The 16,393-nt window shown below is 58.1% G+C and carries 13 protein-coding genes; 11 read left to right on the top strand and 2 right to left on the bottom strand.

Annotated elements, in window-relative coordinates:
- Positions 1 to 136: 136 nt before the first annotated feature.
- The 7 genes from ACOZK9_RS05355 (at position 137) to ACOZK9_RS05385 (ending at position 6,419) form a co-directional block, all read left to right on the top strand.
- Positions 137 to 952: a helix-turn-helix transcriptional regulator gene (locus ACOZK9_RS05355; RefSeq protein ID WP_058411223.1), complete on the top strand. Its 816-nt coding sequence runs from the start codon at positions 137 to 139 to the stop codon at positions 950 to 952.
- Between the two features lie 60 nt (positions 953 to 1,012).
- Positions 1,013 to 2,452, top strand: coding sequence for an efflux transporter outer membrane subunit (locus ACOZK9_RS05360; RefSeq protein ID WP_152748401.1), 1,440 nt, complete (start codon positions 1,013 to 1,015; stop codon positions 2,450 to 2,452).
- Positions 2,449 to 2,658, top strand: a complete 210-nt coding sequence (locus tag ACOZK9_RS05365; protein WP_058411225.1) for a hypothetical protein — start codon at positions 2,449 to 2,451, stop codon at positions 2,656 to 2,658. Before ACOZK9_RS05360 ends, ACOZK9_RS05365 begins: the two co-directional genes overlap by 4 nt.
- A gap of 57 nt (positions 2,659 to 2,715) precedes the next feature.
- The gene (locus ACOZK9_RS05370; RefSeq protein WP_152747077.1) at positions 2,716 to 3,315 is read left to right on the top strand and encodes a TetR/AcrR family transcriptional regulator; all 600 of its coding nucleotides are present in this window, start codon (positions 2,716 to 2,718) and stop codon (positions 3,313 to 3,315) included.
- Positions 3,316 to 3,466: 151 nt separating this feature from the next.
- A complete protein-coding gene (locus ACOZK9_RS05375; protein ID WP_058411227.1) occupies positions 3,467 to 4,417 on the top strand; it encodes a 2-hydroxyacid dehydrogenase in 951 nt (316 codons plus the stop codon).
- Positions 4,418 to 4,561: 144 nt separating this feature from the next.
- Positions 4,562 to 5,629, top strand: coding sequence for a phosphotransferase family protein (locus tag ACOZK9_RS05380; RefSeq protein ID WP_122250811.1), 1,068 nt, complete (start codon positions 4,562 to 4,564; stop codon positions 5,627 to 5,629).
- Positions 5,630 to 5,651: 22 nt separating this feature from the next.
- Positions 5,652 to 6,419 (top strand): SDR family oxidoreductase, encoded by a 768-nt coding sequence (locus ACOZK9_RS05385; RefSeq protein ID WP_058411229.1) that lies wholly within the window; start codon positions 5,652 to 5,654, stop codon positions 6,417 to 6,419.
- A gap of 368 nt (positions 6,420 to 6,787) precedes the next feature.
- On the opposite strand, the gene ACOZK9_RS05390 is transcribed toward ACOZK9_RS05385, so the two are convergent.
- On the bottom strand, positions 6,788 to 7,417 hold the full coding sequence (locus ACOZK9_RS05390; protein ID WP_152748403.1) for a DNA-3-methyladenine glycosylase I: 630 nt from the start codon (positions 7,415 to 7,417) through the stop codon (positions 6,788 to 6,790).
- 240 nt (positions 7,418 to 7,657) lie between these two features.
- On the opposite strand from ACOZK9_RS05390, the gene ACOZK9_RS05395 reads away from it, so the two are divergent.
- Both ACOZK9_RS05395 and ACOZK9_RS05400 read left to right on the top strand, forming a co-directional pair.
- The gene (locus ACOZK9_RS05395; protein ID WP_421555404.1) at positions 7,658 to 8,158 is read left to right on the top strand and encodes a DUF4822 domain-containing protein; all 501 of its coding nucleotides are present in this window, start codon (positions 7,658 to 7,660) and stop codon (positions 8,156 to 8,158) included.
- Between the two features lie 54 nt (positions 8,159 to 8,212).
- On the top strand, positions 8,213 to 8,653 hold the full coding sequence (locus tag ACOZK9_RS05400; protein WP_421555413.1) for a hypothetical protein: 441 nt from the start codon (positions 8,213 to 8,215) through the stop codon (positions 8,651 to 8,653).
- A gap of 109 nt (positions 8,654 to 8,762) precedes the next feature.
- On the opposite strand, the gene ACOZK9_RS05405 is transcribed toward ACOZK9_RS05400, so the two are convergent.
- A complete protein-coding gene (locus ACOZK9_RS05405) occupies positions 8,763 to 13,634 on the bottom strand; it encodes an NAD-glutamate dehydrogenase (protein ID WP_421555405.1) in 4,872 nt (1,623 codons plus the stop codon).
- Positions 13,635 to 14,143: 509 nt separating this feature from the next.
- Here ACOZK9_RS05405 and ACOZK9_RS05410 point away from each other — a divergent pair.
- Entirely contained in the window at positions 14,144 to 15,823 is a 1,680-nt protein-coding gene (locus tag ACOZK9_RS05410) for a dermonecrotic toxin domain-containing protein (RefSeq protein ID WP_152748406.1), read from the top strand.
- Positions 15,824 to 16,002: 179 nt separating this feature from the next.
- Positions 16,003 to 16,299: a hypothetical protein gene (locus tag ACOZK9_RS05415; RefSeq protein WP_152748410.1), complete on the top strand. Its 297-nt coding sequence runs from the start codon at positions 16,003 to 16,005 to the stop codon at positions 16,297 to 16,299.
- Positions 16,300 to 16,393: the final 94 nt, after the last annotated feature.

Consider the following 16,393-nt stretch of genomic DNA (forward strand, 5'->3'; position numbering starts at 1 on the left):
TTTCCATTACAGACCAGGCCAGCGTGCATGAGGCCTAATGCCGACCCAGACAGTAAGACTTAAAGGAGGGAGCAATGGTTTTCCTCTCAATGCCTCCGACGCTGAACACAATGTCGATATCAAGGATGATTGGACTATGGACCTGACCAGCAGTATTCAAAATGCTGATAGCCCGCACTTCTATTTCATACTCGGCGAGTTGATTTCCAGTACTGATCAGGACCTGTTCGCGCTCAACATGTTGAAGCTGGTCGGCAAGTTATTGCCCATTACCGCGCTGACGCTCAGCGAGTGGGCGATTGATGACGCGCAGGCGATGCTGTTGGACATCAAGGAACTCGGCAGCTCGGGCGACCCAACGGTCATCCCGCCGCCTCAATGCACCCGCCACCATTACGATCATCCGTTGTTAAAAGAGATGTTTGAAATGGAGGACTCGTTGCTGATCCGTGCGAATAACCGGGGCAACGCAGCCAATGGCGCTACCTCCAGGGTCGCGGCCCACCAGTGCATGCTGGTGTCGCGCAAAGCCAAGCGCCGCTGTGTGGTGACCTTATACCGGTCTCACACGCTGCGTGATTTTTCACTGACTGAGCTGTCGCTGCTCAAGAATCTCTCTGAAGCGCTGCTGCCACTGATCGAAAGCTACGCGCAGTTCAGTCGCCAGAGCACGCTGAAAAGGCTCGGCAGTTGGATGACCACCCCGGTGACCGCCAATGAACACACTCAGATGCAGCACGAGTTCCAGAATCGCCTGATGCTGAGCGACATTACGTTATCCACCCGCGAGCAGGAAGTGTGCCTGGGCCTGCTGATCGGTGAAACCGTGCCGGAAATAGCGGAAAAACTCAGTCTTAAAAAAAGCTCCATCGAAACCTATCTCAAGCGCGCGACAGCAAAGCTTGGGGTCAGCGGTCGACATGGCCTGACCAAATGGATGGTCGGTGCCTAGCAGAACTCAACAAGCGGGTTGCTCAGGCATGCCCGGGTCCCTTTCAGATGAGGCTGGTCAATGAACACGTTTCCTTTGTCTTTGCTGACAGTTGCACTGCTGCTGAGCGGCTGTTCGCTTATCCCCGACTATCACCAGCCCGACGCGCCGGTAGCCGCGCAGTTTCCGCAAGGCCCGGCGTATGGCGATTCGGCTAAAACCGTGAATGCAGCGGCTGCCAGGCAAGGGTGGCGCACGTTGTTTCACGACCCGGCATTGCAGGAATTGATTCAGGCGGCCTTGACCAATAACCGCGACCTGCGCGTTGCCGCGCTGAACGTCGAGGCGTTCAGGGCGCAGTATCAGATCCAGCGCGCCGACCTGTTCCCGGCTATTTCGGCGAATGGCAGCGGCAGCCGTCAGCGCTTGCCGGCCAGCATCACGCAGACCGGCAAGCCGTCGATCAGCTCGACGTATTCGGCGACACTCGGCATCAGTTCTTATGAACTGGATTTTTTCGGGCGTATCCGCAGCCTCAGTGAACAGGCAATGCAGAAGTACCTGGCCACCGAGCAAGCACAACGCAGCGCTGAATTGAGCCTGGTGGCGAATGTGGCGAATGCCTACCTGACCTGGCGCGCCGACCAGGAGCTGTTGGGGCTGACCCGCGAGACCCTGGAGTCTTACGAGGAAAGCCTGCGCTTGACCACCAGCAGCCTGCAGGCAGGCGTCTCGTCTTCGCTGGATGCGGCACAGGCACAAACCCGTGTCGAAAGCGCGCGTACCGACTTCGCACGTTATCAACGCCAAGTGGCACAGGACCTCAACAGCCTGACCCTGTTGGTCGGGGGCGCGTTGCCGGCGTCGTTGCCGGCAAGGCCGCTGGCCAGCGACCTGGTGGCTCAGATGCCGTCAGGCGTGCCCTCGGACCTGCTGCAACGACGTCCGGATATTCTGCAAGCCGAATACGAACTTAAAGCGGCCAACGCCAATATTGGTGCGGCCCGCGCAGCATTTTTCCCGAGTGTGAGCCTGACCGCGAATGCGGGCGCGTCGAGTGCCGAGCTGTCTAGCCTGTTCAAAGGCGGCTCCGGCAGTTGGACTTTTCAGCCGCAGATCAGCCTGCCGATTTTCAACGCCGGCAGCCTTCGCGCCAGCCTCAACTACTCCAAACTGCAAAAAGACATCAGCGTCGCCCAGTATGAAAAGGCGATTCAGACCGCGTTCCGCGAAGTCGCCGACGGCTTGGCAGCACGCAAGACCTATGACGAGCAATTGAATGCACAACGCGACCTGGTGGCGGCGAACCAGAACTATTACAACCTCGCCGAGCGCCGCTATCGCCTCGGCGTCGACAGCAACCTGGTGTTTCTCGACGCACAACGTTCGCTGTTCGCCTCCCAACAGGCATTGATCACTGATCGTTTGGCGCAGTTGGTTGCCGAGGTGAATTTGTACACCGCGCTGGGCGGCGCATGGGCAGAAGCCAAACCGCTGGTCGTCGCCGAGACACGCCCATGAGCACCTTTGAGCCTGGCCAATATGTGCGCCTGCGCTCGGGCGGCAAGCGGATGCTGGTCATACACGTGCTGGAAACCGCGCAATTGACCAACACGTCACTGGTGCCCTGTGAGTATCAGGTAAAAAACCGCAAAACCCTGGGGTTCTACATCGCCGCCAACCTGCGGCTGGCGGACGCCCCGGCCTCGCCCGGCAATGCTGTTTGAAACCCCCGCCAACCCTGCACTTTCCGGCCGTGCAGCCTTGACCCTGAGAGCCCCGCCATGCCCCGCGTTTCCCGCAAACAAGCCGATCTCAACCGCGAAATCATCGTCGAGGCCGCCACCCATTTATTCCGCGAGCGCGGCCTGCACGGCATCAGTTTGTCGCAAGTCATGGCCGCTGCCGGCATGACCCACGGTGGTTTCTACGGGCATTTTTCGTCCAAGCAAGCCCTCGCCATCGAAGCGTGCCAACGTGCACTCGAGAAATCGAACCAGGGCTGGCAGGAAAACATCAGCCGCAGTGATGATTCTGCGGCCGCGCGCGACGCCATCCTGCACGCGTACTTATCGCCAGCCCATCGCGACAACCCGGGCGATGGCTGCGCAATAGCGGCGTTTACCCCCGGTATGTGCTACGAGCCTGCCGGCACAATGTTGCAGCACGCGTTTATCGAAGGCGTAGAACACTCGCTGGGGATATTTGAGCAGCTTGAGGATGAAGACCGCCAGGCCTCGCTGGCCAGGTACGCGATGATGATCGGCGCCCTGACCCTCTCTCGTGCGACTCGCGGCAATGGCTTATCAGACGAATTCCTCGATGCAGTGCGAAACACTCTGCTGCCAGATAGCACGTCACACGCGCACGTTCCTGCCTGCTAGGAATGCCTTTCGCAGAAAACCTGTGCTGGATGAACGGTCGGTAAATTCAGAAAAACCTTACGAAAGAAGAAAGTTTTTTACCTCAACAAAACGCTGCTTCTTACAAATACCGCATACTCATCCTCTAAAGCCCTTCAGGATGCGCCTTCCGATGCCCACCACTGTTCTGGTCCTGGTTGAAACCATTAACGACTACCTGCCAATCATCGAGAGTAATGACTTTCATGTGATTCTGGCGCCCACGCCCGCAGAGCGAGCTCAGGCGATCAAGGCCCATGGCGGGCAAATCAAGGCCGTTGTAACGCGTGGACCATTGGGCCTGTATGCCGAAGAAATCGCCGCGCTGCCGTTGCTCGAAATCATCTGCGTGATCGGTGCCGGCTACGAACACGTCGACCTGCAAGCGGCGAGCAATCGCGGGATCGTCGTCACCAACGGCGCCGGGGTGAATGCGCCGACGGTGGCCGATCACGCGATGGCGCTGCTGTTGTCGCTGGTGCGCGGCATTCCCCAGACCGATGCAGCGGTGCGCCGCAGCGAATGGCCGAAGGTGATGCGCCCTTCCCTGGGCGGCAAGCAACTGGGCATTCTCGGGCTCGGCGCGGTGGGCATGGAGATCGCCAAACGTGCTGCCCTCGGCTTCGGCATGCAGGTGAGTTATCACAACCGTCAGCCGCGCGATGATGTGGACTACACCTACTGCGCCACCGCCGTGGAGTTGGCGCGCACCGCCGACTTTTTGATACTCGCCACCCCCGGCGGTGCAAGTACTCGCCATTTGATTGATCGCCACGCGCTGGACGCGTTGGGGCCGAACGGCTACCTGGTGAACATCGGGCGCGGCAGCGTCGTCGTGACCGCCGACCTGGTGTCGGCCCTTGAGCAACGGCGCATTGGCGGCGCGGCGCTGGATGTGTTCGACGACGAGCCTAAAGTGCCCGACGCCCTCAAGCACTTGAGCAACACCGTGCTCACCTCGCATGTGGCCGGGCTGTCGCCGGACGCGGCGCATGACACCGTGCAGCGCGTGGCCGACAACCTGGTGGAATATTTCGCTGGCCGTGCGGTACTGACGCCAGTGGCGCTACCCGCACGCAACTGAGCGTTGCATAAATGACCGATCAGGCACGCTGATCGTGCGCCAACACGCTAACCTATTAAGCCGCCCCGACCTTGTCGCTGGGCGGTGCTGCGCATTAGATTAACCAATAGTCCAAGGCCTACAGAATAAGCAGAAGGGATAAGTATGGCGCTGAACGACCAATCGACGCAGATTCGCGCTGGCGAAGAACTTGATGCCAACCTCATCGATCCCTACCTCAAAGCGCACATTCCGGGCTTGAGCGGCACGCCCAAGATCAGCCAGTTCCCCGGTGGCGCGTCGAACCTGACCTATTTGCTGGAATACCCGGGCCAGGAATTTGTGTTGCGGCGCCCGCCGTTTGGCCACAAGGCCAAGTCTGCCCACGACATGGGCCGCGAGTACCGCATTCTCAATCAGCTAAAAGACGGTTTTCCGTATTGCCCCAAGGCCTACGTGCACTGCACCGACGCGTCGGTGATCGGCGCCGAGTTCTATGTGATGGAACGCGTCAACGGCATCATCCTGCGCTCCGACCTGCCGGCTGAACTGGGTTTGGATGCGAGCAAAACCGAGGCACTGTGCAAGAGCTTTATCGACAAATTTGTCGAGCTGCATCAGGTCGACTACAACGCGTGCGGCCTGGCGGACCTGGGCAAGCCTGAAGGATACGTGCAACGGCAGATTCGCGGCTGGAGCGAGCGCTATGAAAAAGCCCTGACCCCCGACGCACCGCGCTGGGAAGCCGTGCGTGCGTGGCTCAACGACAAGATGCCGGCCGACCACCCGACCTCAAGCATCGTGCACAACGATTACCGCTTCGACAACGTGATTCTCGACCCGCACAACCCGATGCAGATCATCGGCGTGCTGGACTGGGAACTGACCACCCTCGGCGACCCGCTGATGGACTTGGGCAACACCCTCGCCTACTGGATCGAAGCCTGCGACCCTGCGCCGGTGCAACTGATGCGTCGCCAACCGAGCAACGCCCCCGGCATGCTCACCCGCCGCGAGTTCGTCGATTACTACGCCGAACGCTCGGGCATCCAGATCGACAATGTCGACTTTTACTACACCTACGGCCTGTTTCGCCTGGCCGGTATTGTGCAGCAGATCTATTACCGCTTCTTCCATGGCCAGACACAAGACAAACGCTTTGCGCAGTTCATCCACATGAACGCGTTGCTGGAGCAGATGAGCCTGAACGTCATCGGCAAATCCGCGCTCTGATCGCACACAAAAAGGAACCCCCATGTCCAAGACCAACCTGTTCGACCTCGACGGCAAAATCGCTTTTGTTTCCGGCGCCAGCCGCGGTATTGGCGAGGCCATCGCCAAGTTGCTGGCCCAGCAAGGCGCGCATGTGATTGTGTCCAGCCGCAAGCTCGAAGGCTGCCAGCACGTGGCGGATGCGATCATCGAAGGCGGCGGCAAAGCCACTGCGGTGGCGTGCCATATCGGCGAAATGGAGCAGATCACTCAGGTGTTCGCCGGCATCCGCGAACAGTTTGGCCGGTTGGATATTCTGGTCAACAATGCCGCGACCAACCCACAATTCTGCAATGTGCTCGACACCGACCTCGGCGCGTTCCAGAAGACGGTTGACGTGAATATCCGAGGTTATTTCTTCATGTCGGTAGAAGCCGGCAAGCTGATGCGCGAGAACGGCGGCGGCAGCATCATCAACGTGGCGTCGATCAACGGCGTTTCGCCGGGCGTGTTCCAGGGTATCTATTCGGTGACCAAGGCCGCGGTGATCAACATGACCAAAGTGTTTGCCAAGGAATGCGCAGCCTTTGGTATCCGTTGCAACGCCCTGCTGCCCGGCCTGACCGACACCAAATTCGCCTCGGCGCTGGTGAAAAACGATGCGATCCTGAAAATGGCCCTGGCGCAGATCCCGCTTAAACGTGTGGCCGACCCTAGCGAAATGGCCGGCGCGGTGTTGTTCCTGGCCAGCGACGCATCGAGCTACACCACCGGCGTTTCGCTGAACGTAGACGGTGGTTTCCTTTCCTGATCAACATGCTTCATGTGGGAAGGGGCTTGCTCCCACAGAGGCAGCATTCATCCAGGTATTTTTGCGACGGGCAAACGCAAATACCGCAGCCAATAAAGATCAAAATGTGGGGAGGGCCTTGCTCCCACAGAGGCAGCATTCATCCAGATGTTTTTGCGACGGGCAAACGCAAATCCCGCAGCCAATAAAGATCAAAATGTGGGAGGGGGCTTCTCCCACAGAGGCAGCATTCATCCAGATGTTGTTGCGACGGGCAAACGCAAATACCACAGCCAATAAAGATCAAAATGTGGGAGGGGGCTTGCTCCCGATAGCAGTAGCCCGGTCGGCTGATCCACTGACTGGCCCAGCGCTGGTTTGGCTGAGCGTCATGGGCGAGAAAATTGCTGGCGGAGCCTGTCGATTCGCAGGCGACAACAGCAGCCTTCAAGATGGTCGTTGACCATACCCGTTGCCTGCATCAGTGCGTACATCGTGGTCGGGCCGACGTAGGTCCAGCCGCGCTTCTTCAAGGCTTTGGACAATCGCACCGAAGCCGGTGACGTCGGGTTGCCGGTCCAATAGGCCATATCCACCACGGCTGGGCGCTCGTCTTCAGCGGGCTCAAACGCCCAAAGCCATCGCGCCAGTGACCCGGTTTCATCCACCAGCTCACACGCCCTGCGTGCGTTATTGATCGTAGAGACGATTTTCGCGCGGTTGCGCACGATGCCCGGGTTTTGCATCAGCCGTTCAATATCGGCCTCGCCAAATTGTGCGACCTTGCGAAAATCAAAGCCTGCAAAGGCCGCCCGAAACTGCTCGCGCTTGCGCAGAATGGTGATCCACGCCATGCCCGCCTGAAACCCCTCCAGGCAAACCTTTTCGTACAACCGAATATCATGCGCCACCGGCACGCCCCATTCGTGGTCGTGGTAGCGCAAGTACTCAGGCGCAGCCGTGCGCCAAGCGCAGTGCGTCAGCCCTGTTGGGTCGGTGGTCAATCCTGGCTGGTCCATGCATCACCTCGCGTGTCAGGCGACGGATGATAAGCGATAAAAATTCCAACCCGCCATTGGAAATCAAAATATTCAAGAAGAAGCCTACATGAGTATCAGAACTTACTTTCATCCAAGTTCTATATTCAACCTAACATTCGCGCAACTGTTTCAGAAAGATACGTAGCTATTGAGAAATTCAAACTTTCCCAACTAATATCTTTACGCACTTATAAAAAATTACAACGCCAGGAGTTGGAAATGCGAAGACTCACTATTATGGTTGCTGGGCTCTTGTTATCGGGAGTATTCAGCCTGTCCGACAGTTACGCGACGCCCGTTGCGCTGGAACCGGATATTTATGCGCTGGCCTCTTCCGAGCGATGGCTAACCACCAAGGTGTATGTCGAAGGGGCGCCCGAGACGGACGTCAAGGCGAATTACCCCGGCGTGGTAGGCATATCGATGTGGGACCCACAGCGCAACCGCTATGAATTTTTCTACACCGATACCGGGCTGTCGAAACACGCGAATGGCGGCGGCGGCTACTTTCTGGTCACCGGCGACAAGAAAACGCACATCCTGGTCCCCGACATAGGGCCGAACAGAACCATTGTCAGAAGGCTCGAAAAACTTGATAACAGCGAATTTACCTACTCTCGCGAAGTCCCTCGCGACATGGTAGCCAACCAACCACTCGTGCGCATTTATGTGGTGCACGCGCCTTATGACGGCCCGATAAAAACCAGCCTTTCAAACTGATTGACAACGCCCAAACCGCCGATCAAAAAACAATAAGGAACCAGGTACATGAAGATGAATATTTCCGCCTGCGCCAAGTCACTTTTAATACCGCTGGTGCTGACCCTTCTGCTGCCCGGTACCGTCAGCGCACAGGCCGCCGCCGCCCCGGCAAAAAATGTCGCCGCCACCGCTGATAACGCCGTCATGTTGACGGTCTTTCTTAAACACGATCAATCTCGGCCGCTGGGCGCGTTGAAAACCCAGCTTGCCCAGCAGGCGTTTCACAAAGTATTCCCGCCTGCCGGCGTCGAAGTGGTGAGTTGGAACATCACGATGGGCATCGGGCAGGTCGTGGTGTTGCGGCTGCCGGCATCGCGCCTGGCAGAAGTAAACCTTGCGATAGAAAACACCGCCTGGGGCGTTTACCAAACGGAATTCTTTCCAACGTACGATTTCATGGCAATAGCACAAGCCGAGCAGAACAAGGCGCGCCAGACAGGTACCGCCGAGTAATGTGGCCTTCACCACGCCCTGATTGCAGGTGTGGTGCCAGGTAATAAACAGTGCCCCAACAAAAAGCCCCCGTATCTCACGATACGGGGGCTTTTGTTTTACCGAGGGATCAAGCCGGTTGCAGCAGTACCGACTGACCACTCAACGCCAGGTCCAGCAACTCGCGGTTGGCAACCGCATACATGGCGTAGTCCGTGCCGACGGCGGCACGAATTTCCACCATCATCGCGCGCCAGCGATCAGCCATGTCCTGGTGCTGCTCAAGCCACAGGGCCACGCGGGCTTCCATGTCGTGTGGCGCGTCGGCCATTTGCAGCACAGAGATGGTGATCGCGCGTTGCTGCCAGTCCACGTCGTCGCGGAAGGCCTCGCGGGCTTGGGCCTGCCAGTTGTTGGCCACCGGCAGATCGCTGATCTGCTGCAAGTACCACGGCAGGTCCAGGGCGCTGCCGACGGCGAAGTAGGCCTTGGCCACTTCGGCGGCGTCATGCCCGGTCACGTCGGCGGCCTCGATGATCGGCAACAAGGTGTACAGGTGATTCGTCCCTGCGACCATGCGTGCCAACAACTCCGGTACACCCGCTTCGGTGTAAGCCTGGTAACGGGTCTGCCAGCCTTCGCGGGTCGGACCTTCGAGCAGTTCGTCGAGCTTGAGGCCCAACGCGGCCAGGTGCGGACCGAAGTGCGCGGTGTCACGGCCAGCATCTTGCTCGTTGCGACGGCTGCGCAAGAACCAGCGCGTAGCGCGACGGCCGAGGCGCATCAGCTCGTCCATCAGTTCCAGTTGCACGTCGGCCGACACCTGGTGGTCCAAGGCTTCGATCTGACGGAACCAGTGCGGGAGATGGAAAATGTCACGCACGATCACATAAGCGCCCGCCACGTTCGCCGGGCTCATGCCGGTCGACTCTTTGAGCCGCTGCACGAAGGTGATGCCCATGTGGTTGACCAGGTCGTTGGCGATCTGGGTGCTGACGATCTCACGCTTCAGACGGTGGCGACGCATCGCCTCGCCGAACTTGGCCACCAGGCTCGGTGGGAACGCGGTCTCCATGTCACGGGTCAGGTAGTCGTCATCCGGTACCTGCGACTTGAGCAAGGCTTCCTTGAGGTCGATTTTGCTGTAGGAGATCAACACCGACAGCTCCGGACGCGTCAGGCCCTTGCCCAAGCCAGCGCGCTCGCTGAGCTGCTCCTCGGTCGGCAGGTACTCGATGGCGCGGTCCAGCTTGCCGCGGCCTTCCAGGTCGCTCATCAGGCGTTTGTACTCGGCAGCACGCTCGTAGGCACGGCGCGCGGCCAGGGACAGGGCCTGGGTTTGCTTGTAGTTGTTGCCCAACACCAGGTGACCGACTTCGTCGGTCATGCTCGCCAGCAACTGGTTGCGTTGCTTGTCGGTCATGTCACCGGCCTGCACCACTTCGTTGAGCAGGATCTTGATGTTTACTTCGTGGTCGGAGCAATCCACGCCACCGGCGTTGTCGATGAAGTCAGTGTTGGAACCGCCGCCATTCAGGCCGAATTCCACACGCCCCAACTGGGTCATGCCGAGGTTACCGCCCTCGCCCACGACCTTGCAGCGCAGCTCGTTGCCATTCACGCGCAACGCGTCGTTGGCCTTGTCACCCACGTCGGCGTGGCTTTCAGTGCTGGCCTTGACGTACGTACCGATACCGCCGTTCCACAACAGGTCTACCGGCGCCTTGAGCAAGGCGTTCAGCAGTTCGGTCGGGGTCAGTTTGTCGGCCTTGATGTCGAAGCGTTCTTTCATCTGTGGCGAAATGGCAATGCTTTTCGCGCTGCGCGAGAAGATCCCGCCGCCTTCAGACATGATGCTGGCGTCGTAGTCGGTCCACGCCGAACGCGGCAGCTCGAACATGCGCTGGCGCTCGACGAAGCTGGTCGCCGGGTTCGGGTTTGGGTCGATAAAGATATGCAGGTGGTTGAAGGCCGCGACCAGTTGCAGCTTGTCGGACATCAACAGGCCGTTACCGAACACGTCACCGGCCATGTCGCCGACGCCGACCACGGTAATGTTGTCTTCCTGCACGTTGATGCCGCGCTCACGGAAGTGACGCTGCACACCCACCCACGCGCCCTTGGCGGTGATGCCCATTTTCTTGTGGTCGTAACCGGCGGAACCACCGGAGGCGAACGCATCGCCCAGCCAGAAACCGTAGTCGATGGCGATACCGTTGGCGATGTCAGAGAAGGTTGCCGTGCCCTTGTCCGCGGCGACTACCAGGTACGGGTCATCGTCGTCATGCCGTACGACGTTGGCCGGTGGCACCAGGGCGCCGTCCTTGAGGTTGTCGGTGATGTCCAACAGGCCGGAAATGAAGATGCGGTAGCAGGCGATGCCCTCGGCCGCGATCTCGTCCCGGGTGCCGCCCAACGGAAGGCGACGCGGCAGGAAGCCGCCCTTGGCGCCCACCGGCACGATCACCGAGTTCTTCACTTGCTGGGCTTTTACCAGGCCGAGCACTTCGGTGCGGAAGTCTTCTTCACGGTCGGACCAGCGCAGGCCACCACGCGCCACGTTGCCAAAGCGCAGGTGCACGCCTTCGACACGCGGCGAGTAAACGAAGATTTCAAATTTGGGCACCGGCTTCGGCAATTCAGGAATCGCGTGCGGGTTGAACTTGAAGCTGAAGTACGACTTGTTCTGGCCGTTGGCATCCGCCTGGTAGAAGTTGGTGCGCAAGGTCGCTTTGATCAGGTCCAGGTAACGGCGCAGGATGCGGTCTTCGTTGAGCACCTGAACGTCGTCCAGGGCGGTAACGATGGCTTGTTCCAGGCGTTGCTGCTTGTCTTCCAGGTCATCGGCGCTGAGCTTGCGCGCGAGGTAGAAGCGGGTTTTGAACAACCGGGTCAACTCGCGGGCGATGTCGGTGTGGTTGTTCAAGGTGCTGGCGATGTAACCCAAGTCGAAGCCCAGGCGAATCTGCTTCAAGTAACGCGCATACGCACGCAGCAGCGCAACGTCGCGCCATGGCAGGCCGGCAGTCAGCACCAGGCGGTTGAACGCATCGTTCTCGGCGTCGCCGTGAACAATGTGCACAAACGCGTCTTGCAGCGTGTCGTTGAGCTGTTGGATGTCCAGGTTCACGCCTTCGGCGGCGATGAACGCAAAATCATGAATCCAGAACTCACGGCCATTCGCGTGACGCAGGCGGTACGGGAACTCACCCAGCACGCGCAGGCCGAGGTTTTCCAGAATCGGCAGCACGTCGGACAGCGCCAGCGGCGTATCGGCGTGGTAAAGCTTGCAATGCAGCTCGCGCTGGCCCGAGACCTGGCCCAGCGGCTGATAGAAGCTCATCACCAGCGGGTTGGCTTCGGTGAGGCTATTGAGGTGCTGCATGTCGACCACGGCCGAATGCGCCGCGAAACGCTCGCGGTAACCGGCTGGGAAGCCTTTCGGGAAGTCGGCCAGCACGTTGGTGCCATGCGCTTCGCCAAAGCTTTCGATGACCAGGCTGGAATAGTCGTCCTGCCAGCTGCGGCAAGCCTGTATCACTTCTTTTTCCAGTTGCAGCGTGTCGATGTCCAGGCGGTTCTTCGGGTCCACCCGCAGAATCAGCTGCACACGGGCCAGCACCGATTCAGAGAAGAACGTCCAGAATTCGCAGTCCGAGGCTTTCAGGCGATCCATCAGCACTTGCTGGATTTTCTGGCGCACTTCGGTGGAGTAAACGTCGCGCGGCACGTAGGCCAGGCAGTAGCAGAAACGACCGTACGGGTCTTTGCGCAGGAACACGCGGATCTTGTTGCGCTCCTGGATCTGCACGATCGACATCACGGTGCTGAACAGCTCGTCAACCGGGGTCTGGAACAGGTCATCGCGCGGCAGCACTTCAACGACCTGCGCAAGCTCCTTACCCAAGTGAGCCTTGGACTGAAAGCCCGAGCGGCGTTCGATTTCGGCCACTTTACGGCGAATGTAAGGGATCACGCGCACGCTTTCGCCGTACACCGAAGAGGTGTAGAGGCCCATGAAACGGCATTCCTTGATGACTTTACCGTCGGCGTCGATCTGGCGGATCGACACGTAGTCCGGGTAAGCCGGGCGATGCACGCGGCTTGGGTGCGCAGCCTTGGCGAACGACAGCACAACCGGCTCGTTCAGGTAGGCCACCGCGTAGTCTTCGATGCGCAGGTCTTCAGCGGTAAGGCCGGCGCGCAGCAGCTTGGTCAGGCCGAGGAACGAATCGGCGTCATATTCGATATGACCGCCATCCGCCTCGTCACGTACCACAAATTCTTCATAACCGAGGAAGGTGAAGTGGTTGCCCACCAGCCATTCCAGGAAGTTTTTGATCTCGGCTTTTTCTTCGCCGTCGATCACGAACTGGCTGGCGTCGACGCCGGCCAGCAGCTCCTGGACCTTGGCTTTCATCGGCTCGAAATCCGCCACGGCCACGCGCACTTCGCCTAGTACCTGCTCAAGCTCTTTGCTCAGCACGTGCAGTTCGGCGGCATTCGCGCAGCGGTCGATTTCCAGGTACATCAGCGATTCTTGCTGGATGCCTTCGCCCTGAGTGCCTTTGGCGAGGATTTCCAGCAGCTCGCCCTTGCTGCCACGGCGTACGCTGAGCACGGTGGTTTGCAGGGTATGGATGCTGTAGCCACGACGGTTCAGCTCGGTACGTACCGAGTCCACCAGAAATGGCAGGTCATGGTGCAGCACTTCGACCGCGGTGTGGGTCGACTGCCAGCCATGACGCTCGTAATCGGGGTTGTAGACGCGCACTTGCGGTTGGGTGTGATCAAAGCGCTCAAGCAGGCGCCAGGCAGACAACGTGCAACCGGCCAGGTCGGAAAGGCGACGCTGGGTCAGTTCGTCCAGAGAAATGATGCCGAAAAATTGTTCAGCGAACAGCGCCACTTGTGGCAGTGCCTGTTCACTGATGTGCTGCGCCAGTGCCGCTTGCAGTTGGTGCTGAAAGTCGGCCTTGCTGGCTGCGGTGAAGAACGCCATCTGTGGTACTCCGCTTGGGCTTGTTATTGATGGAAGCGTCGCGCGTTATCCCCTCGCGGGGAAGACCGTCAGCGCTGTTCGTCGTAGCGATAGGGCTAACCATAAACGAATCAGGGTGACAGGTGGGTGAAGCTGGACAAGACAATCAGGTCACATCGGATGCAGCGCTCGGCAGGCGACGAAATGACGGGCAGGTCAGAATCCTGGCAGAGGCACATCCACCGACCAGCTTAACGACTGCAGCAAGCACTTTGCTTGCTGCACGGCGACATATTCGGTCAAGGGCAGACAAGCCTTCGAAGGTTGCAGCGAGCCAACGACTCTCAGACGCATCCGCGATAGTTTTTTTAGACTCTGGCAATAGATAACCCTAATGGACCCAACTTGCGTCGGTTTACCAATCACTCTACGCACTCACCGACAACATTGGGCTACTGGACACTAAGTGGCCGCTCGCAGGGTGCAGCCTCACCAAGGATGGCAAACTTTCTATATAGTGAATGCTATACATGATAATCGCCCCATCGAACACCACGCCTGCGCCAGCCTTATTGCCCGCCCTTCAAAATGAAACTGAAAGTGCCCCCAACCTCGTGACATTCGGGGCATGGCGCTTTCCAAATTTCATCCTGGATATAAAAGTGGGAGCCCATAACCAAACGCTCCCCTCCGAAGGCGCATCACCCGCCTATTTTGCCGGGCCGCTGCTTAGAAACAATGCCGTCGAGAGCGCGGCAATTGGCAACTACAAGTCATTAAAGTCCCCAAGCCAACATACGGCCGTTCACGTTAACGCTCAGGTCAAGGAACGCTGGAACGTTGATGTGGACCCGGAAAAAACCTATCTGATAACGTTTGCTTATAACAAATACACCACCCCTCATAAAGCGGTCATCACGCAAAAAATGTCACTGGCTGACGCTGCACGCTTAAATGTTCAAGGGACCCAAAGACCTCCCAATATGTCCTTCAAACACGAAGCTCGCTCAAACACACCAAGCACTTCGTTCGAGGTCCAGCCCTATTCACTGCACACCAGCGCCCCTGGCGAAAATGGGACGTTTAAAACATCGAATGCGGGTACCTTTAACGAATATTACACCGGGATTTACACCGAGCCTTCGGCTGACGCCCCAGACACCTACGGGAAAGACCAACTGCAGCCCATTCCCCCGAAAGCGTTCAAGGAAATGGTAAAGGTGCATGCGTATAAAAAGCCCTACGACGAATACCTGAGCTTTTATTGGTCGCATAACGACACGCGTGAGTCCTATACGAAACTCAACAAGCTCGCCTATATGAAATCGGCGCACATCCAACATCACGAACAGTCGCTGGATGAAGAAGGCAGAAAAATAGCTATGCATTTGGCTGGCGTACCGCCTAACCAGAGCTATATGGATTTTAACGGCAGCACACTGAATAAGCCCTACGTGGCAGCGCCTAATCTGGAAACCAGATTTCTGACATTCGTTGGGTCGCGTTCTACGAACATTTTTTATACGCGAGACATCAACACTCAAAAGACGGTTTTATTCATTCCAGGAAACTCATCGCCCCTTCACACGTTTGAGTCACCTGGCGCGATGAACAAATGGCTGGCAAACGAGTTAAGAGACGAGGACAAGGCCAACGTCTTCAGGCAACACTTTTCGCCCAAGGATCTCTCCTCATCCCTTTTACACCGCGGGTTCGACGATCAACTGAAGGTGATTCGCGCAAGAATTAAAGATCCGGGCGCGGTGGAGTACTTTGAAACACAGGATTATTGGAAAGAAGGTGATGTATTTGGCGGGGACAAGGTTGAAGGGGATCCCTTCAAGGAACTTCAAAAGCGTACAGAAAACGTAATGAAAGTCAGCACGAGCGATCAGTTCGTACTGAATAGTGACCTCACAAAAAAAACCCTGATTAAGGCCCTCAAGATACTCGACACAGGGCTTCTGTTTCTCACCCCGCTGGGTGTGATATTTCCTCCCGTCGGTATTTTGCTAACCGGCCTGAGTGTCACCTCCGGTGCTATAAAAACGGGTATTGGCATCGACGACAAAGTGCACGGGCGTCCTGGCGCCACCGACCGAATCACCTTCGGTGTCTTCAGCGCAATCAAACCTATATTAACGGCAGGTTTGGGTAAAGCGCTGCCGCCAGTCGGAGGCGTGCTTAAAACTATTATCTTAAAGCCATAACCGAACCAGGCGCCGCCTTGGGTTGACACTTGCGCGGCGCAACCCGATTAACTACAGCGCAAACACTTGGACAATGGCAAAATTGCGACTTTGGCGCCCAATTGCGCTGCTTTCCGAGGACTGCCCCATTGATCACTGCCCACTTGATCGTCAACCCCTGCGATGACGAAGAAGACAACATGGCAATGCTCTGCTGCCATAGCGAACAGGGCGAGATGTTCATGCTTTCCCGTTACCCTGATGAAGACGACGTGGATCTGATCTGGGACTACAACGATCCCGTGCCCGTTGAAGGGCTGAAGGTCACGCTGAGTGACACCACGTTGCTGATCGAGCTGGCTGCAGGCGATGCCGATGCACTGGGCGGCAACGAACCGCTCACGATCACCCACAGCACCGCCGCGTCGGACCTGGCAGAAGTTGAGCAAACCCTGCAGAACATCCTTAAAAGCACCGGTACTTTCATCCGAATTTAAACCCCGTGTGAGAGCCGGGCTTGTGTGGGAGCGGGCTTGCTCGCGATGGCGGTGTGCCTGATCAGTAGTTTTCAACTGACACACCGCCATCGCG

It is taken from the genome of Pseudomonas kitaguniensis (assembly GCF_049199985.1).
Taxonomy (GTDB): domain Bacteria; phylum Pseudomonadota; class Gammaproteobacteria; order Pseudomonadales; family Pseudomonadaceae; genus Aquipseudomonas; species Aquipseudomonas kitaguniensis.

What these genes read in the sequence shown, in the direction of transcription:
- ACOZK9_RS05365 (WP_058411225.1), top strand. Translation starts at nt 2,449, where the DNA reads ATGAGCACCTTTGAGCCTGGCCAATATGTGCGCCTGCGCTCGGGCGGC.
- ACOZK9_RS05410 (WP_152748406.1), top strand. Translation starts at nt 14,144, where the DNA reads ATGATAATCGCCCCATCGAACACCACGCCTGCGCCAGCCTTATTGCCC.
- ACOZK9_RS05385 (WP_058411229.1), top strand. Translation starts at nt 5,652, where the DNA reads ATGTCCAAGACCAACCTGTTCGACCTCGACGGCAAAATCGCTTTTGTT.
- ACOZK9_RS05400 (WP_421555413.1), top strand. Translation starts at nt 8,213, where the DNA reads ATGAATATTTCCGCCTGCGCCAAGTCACTTTTAATACCGCTGGTGCTG.
- ACOZK9_RS05395 (WP_421555404.1), top strand. Translation starts at nt 7,658, where the DNA reads ATGCGAAGACTCACTATTATGGTTGCTGGGCTCTTGTTATCGGGAGTA.
- ACOZK9_RS05405 (WP_421555405.1), bottom strand. Translation starts at nt 13,634, where the DNA reads ATGGCGTTCTTCACCGCAGCCAGCAAGGCCGACTTTCAGCACCAACTG.
- ACOZK9_RS05390 (WP_152748403.1), bottom strand. Translation starts at nt 7,417, where the DNA reads ATGGACCAGCCAGGATTGACCACCGACCCAACAGGGCTGACGCACTGC.
- ACOZK9_RS05355 (WP_058411223.1), top strand. Translation starts at nt 137, where the DNA reads ATGGACCTGACCAGCAGTATTCAAAATGCTGATAGCCCGCACTTCTAT.
- ACOZK9_RS05380 (WP_122250811.1), top strand. Translation starts at nt 4,562, where the DNA reads ATGGCGCTGAACGACCAATCGACGCAGATTCGCGCTGGCGAAGAACTT.
- ACOZK9_RS05415 (WP_152748410.1), top strand. Translation starts at nt 16,003, where the DNA reads ATGGCAATGCTCTGCTGCCATAGCGAACAGGGCGAGATGTTCATGCTT.
- ACOZK9_RS05370 (WP_152747077.1), top strand. Translation starts at nt 2,716, where the DNA reads ATGCCCCGCGTTTCCCGCAAACAAGCCGATCTCAACCGCGAAATCATC.
- ACOZK9_RS05360 (WP_152748401.1), top strand. Translation starts at nt 1,013, where the DNA reads ATGAACACGTTTCCTTTGTCTTTGCTGACAGTTGCACTGCTGCTGAGC.
- ACOZK9_RS05375 (WP_058411227.1), top strand. Translation starts at nt 3,467, where the DNA reads ATGCCCACCACTGTTCTGGTCCTGGTTGAAACCATTAACGACTACCTG.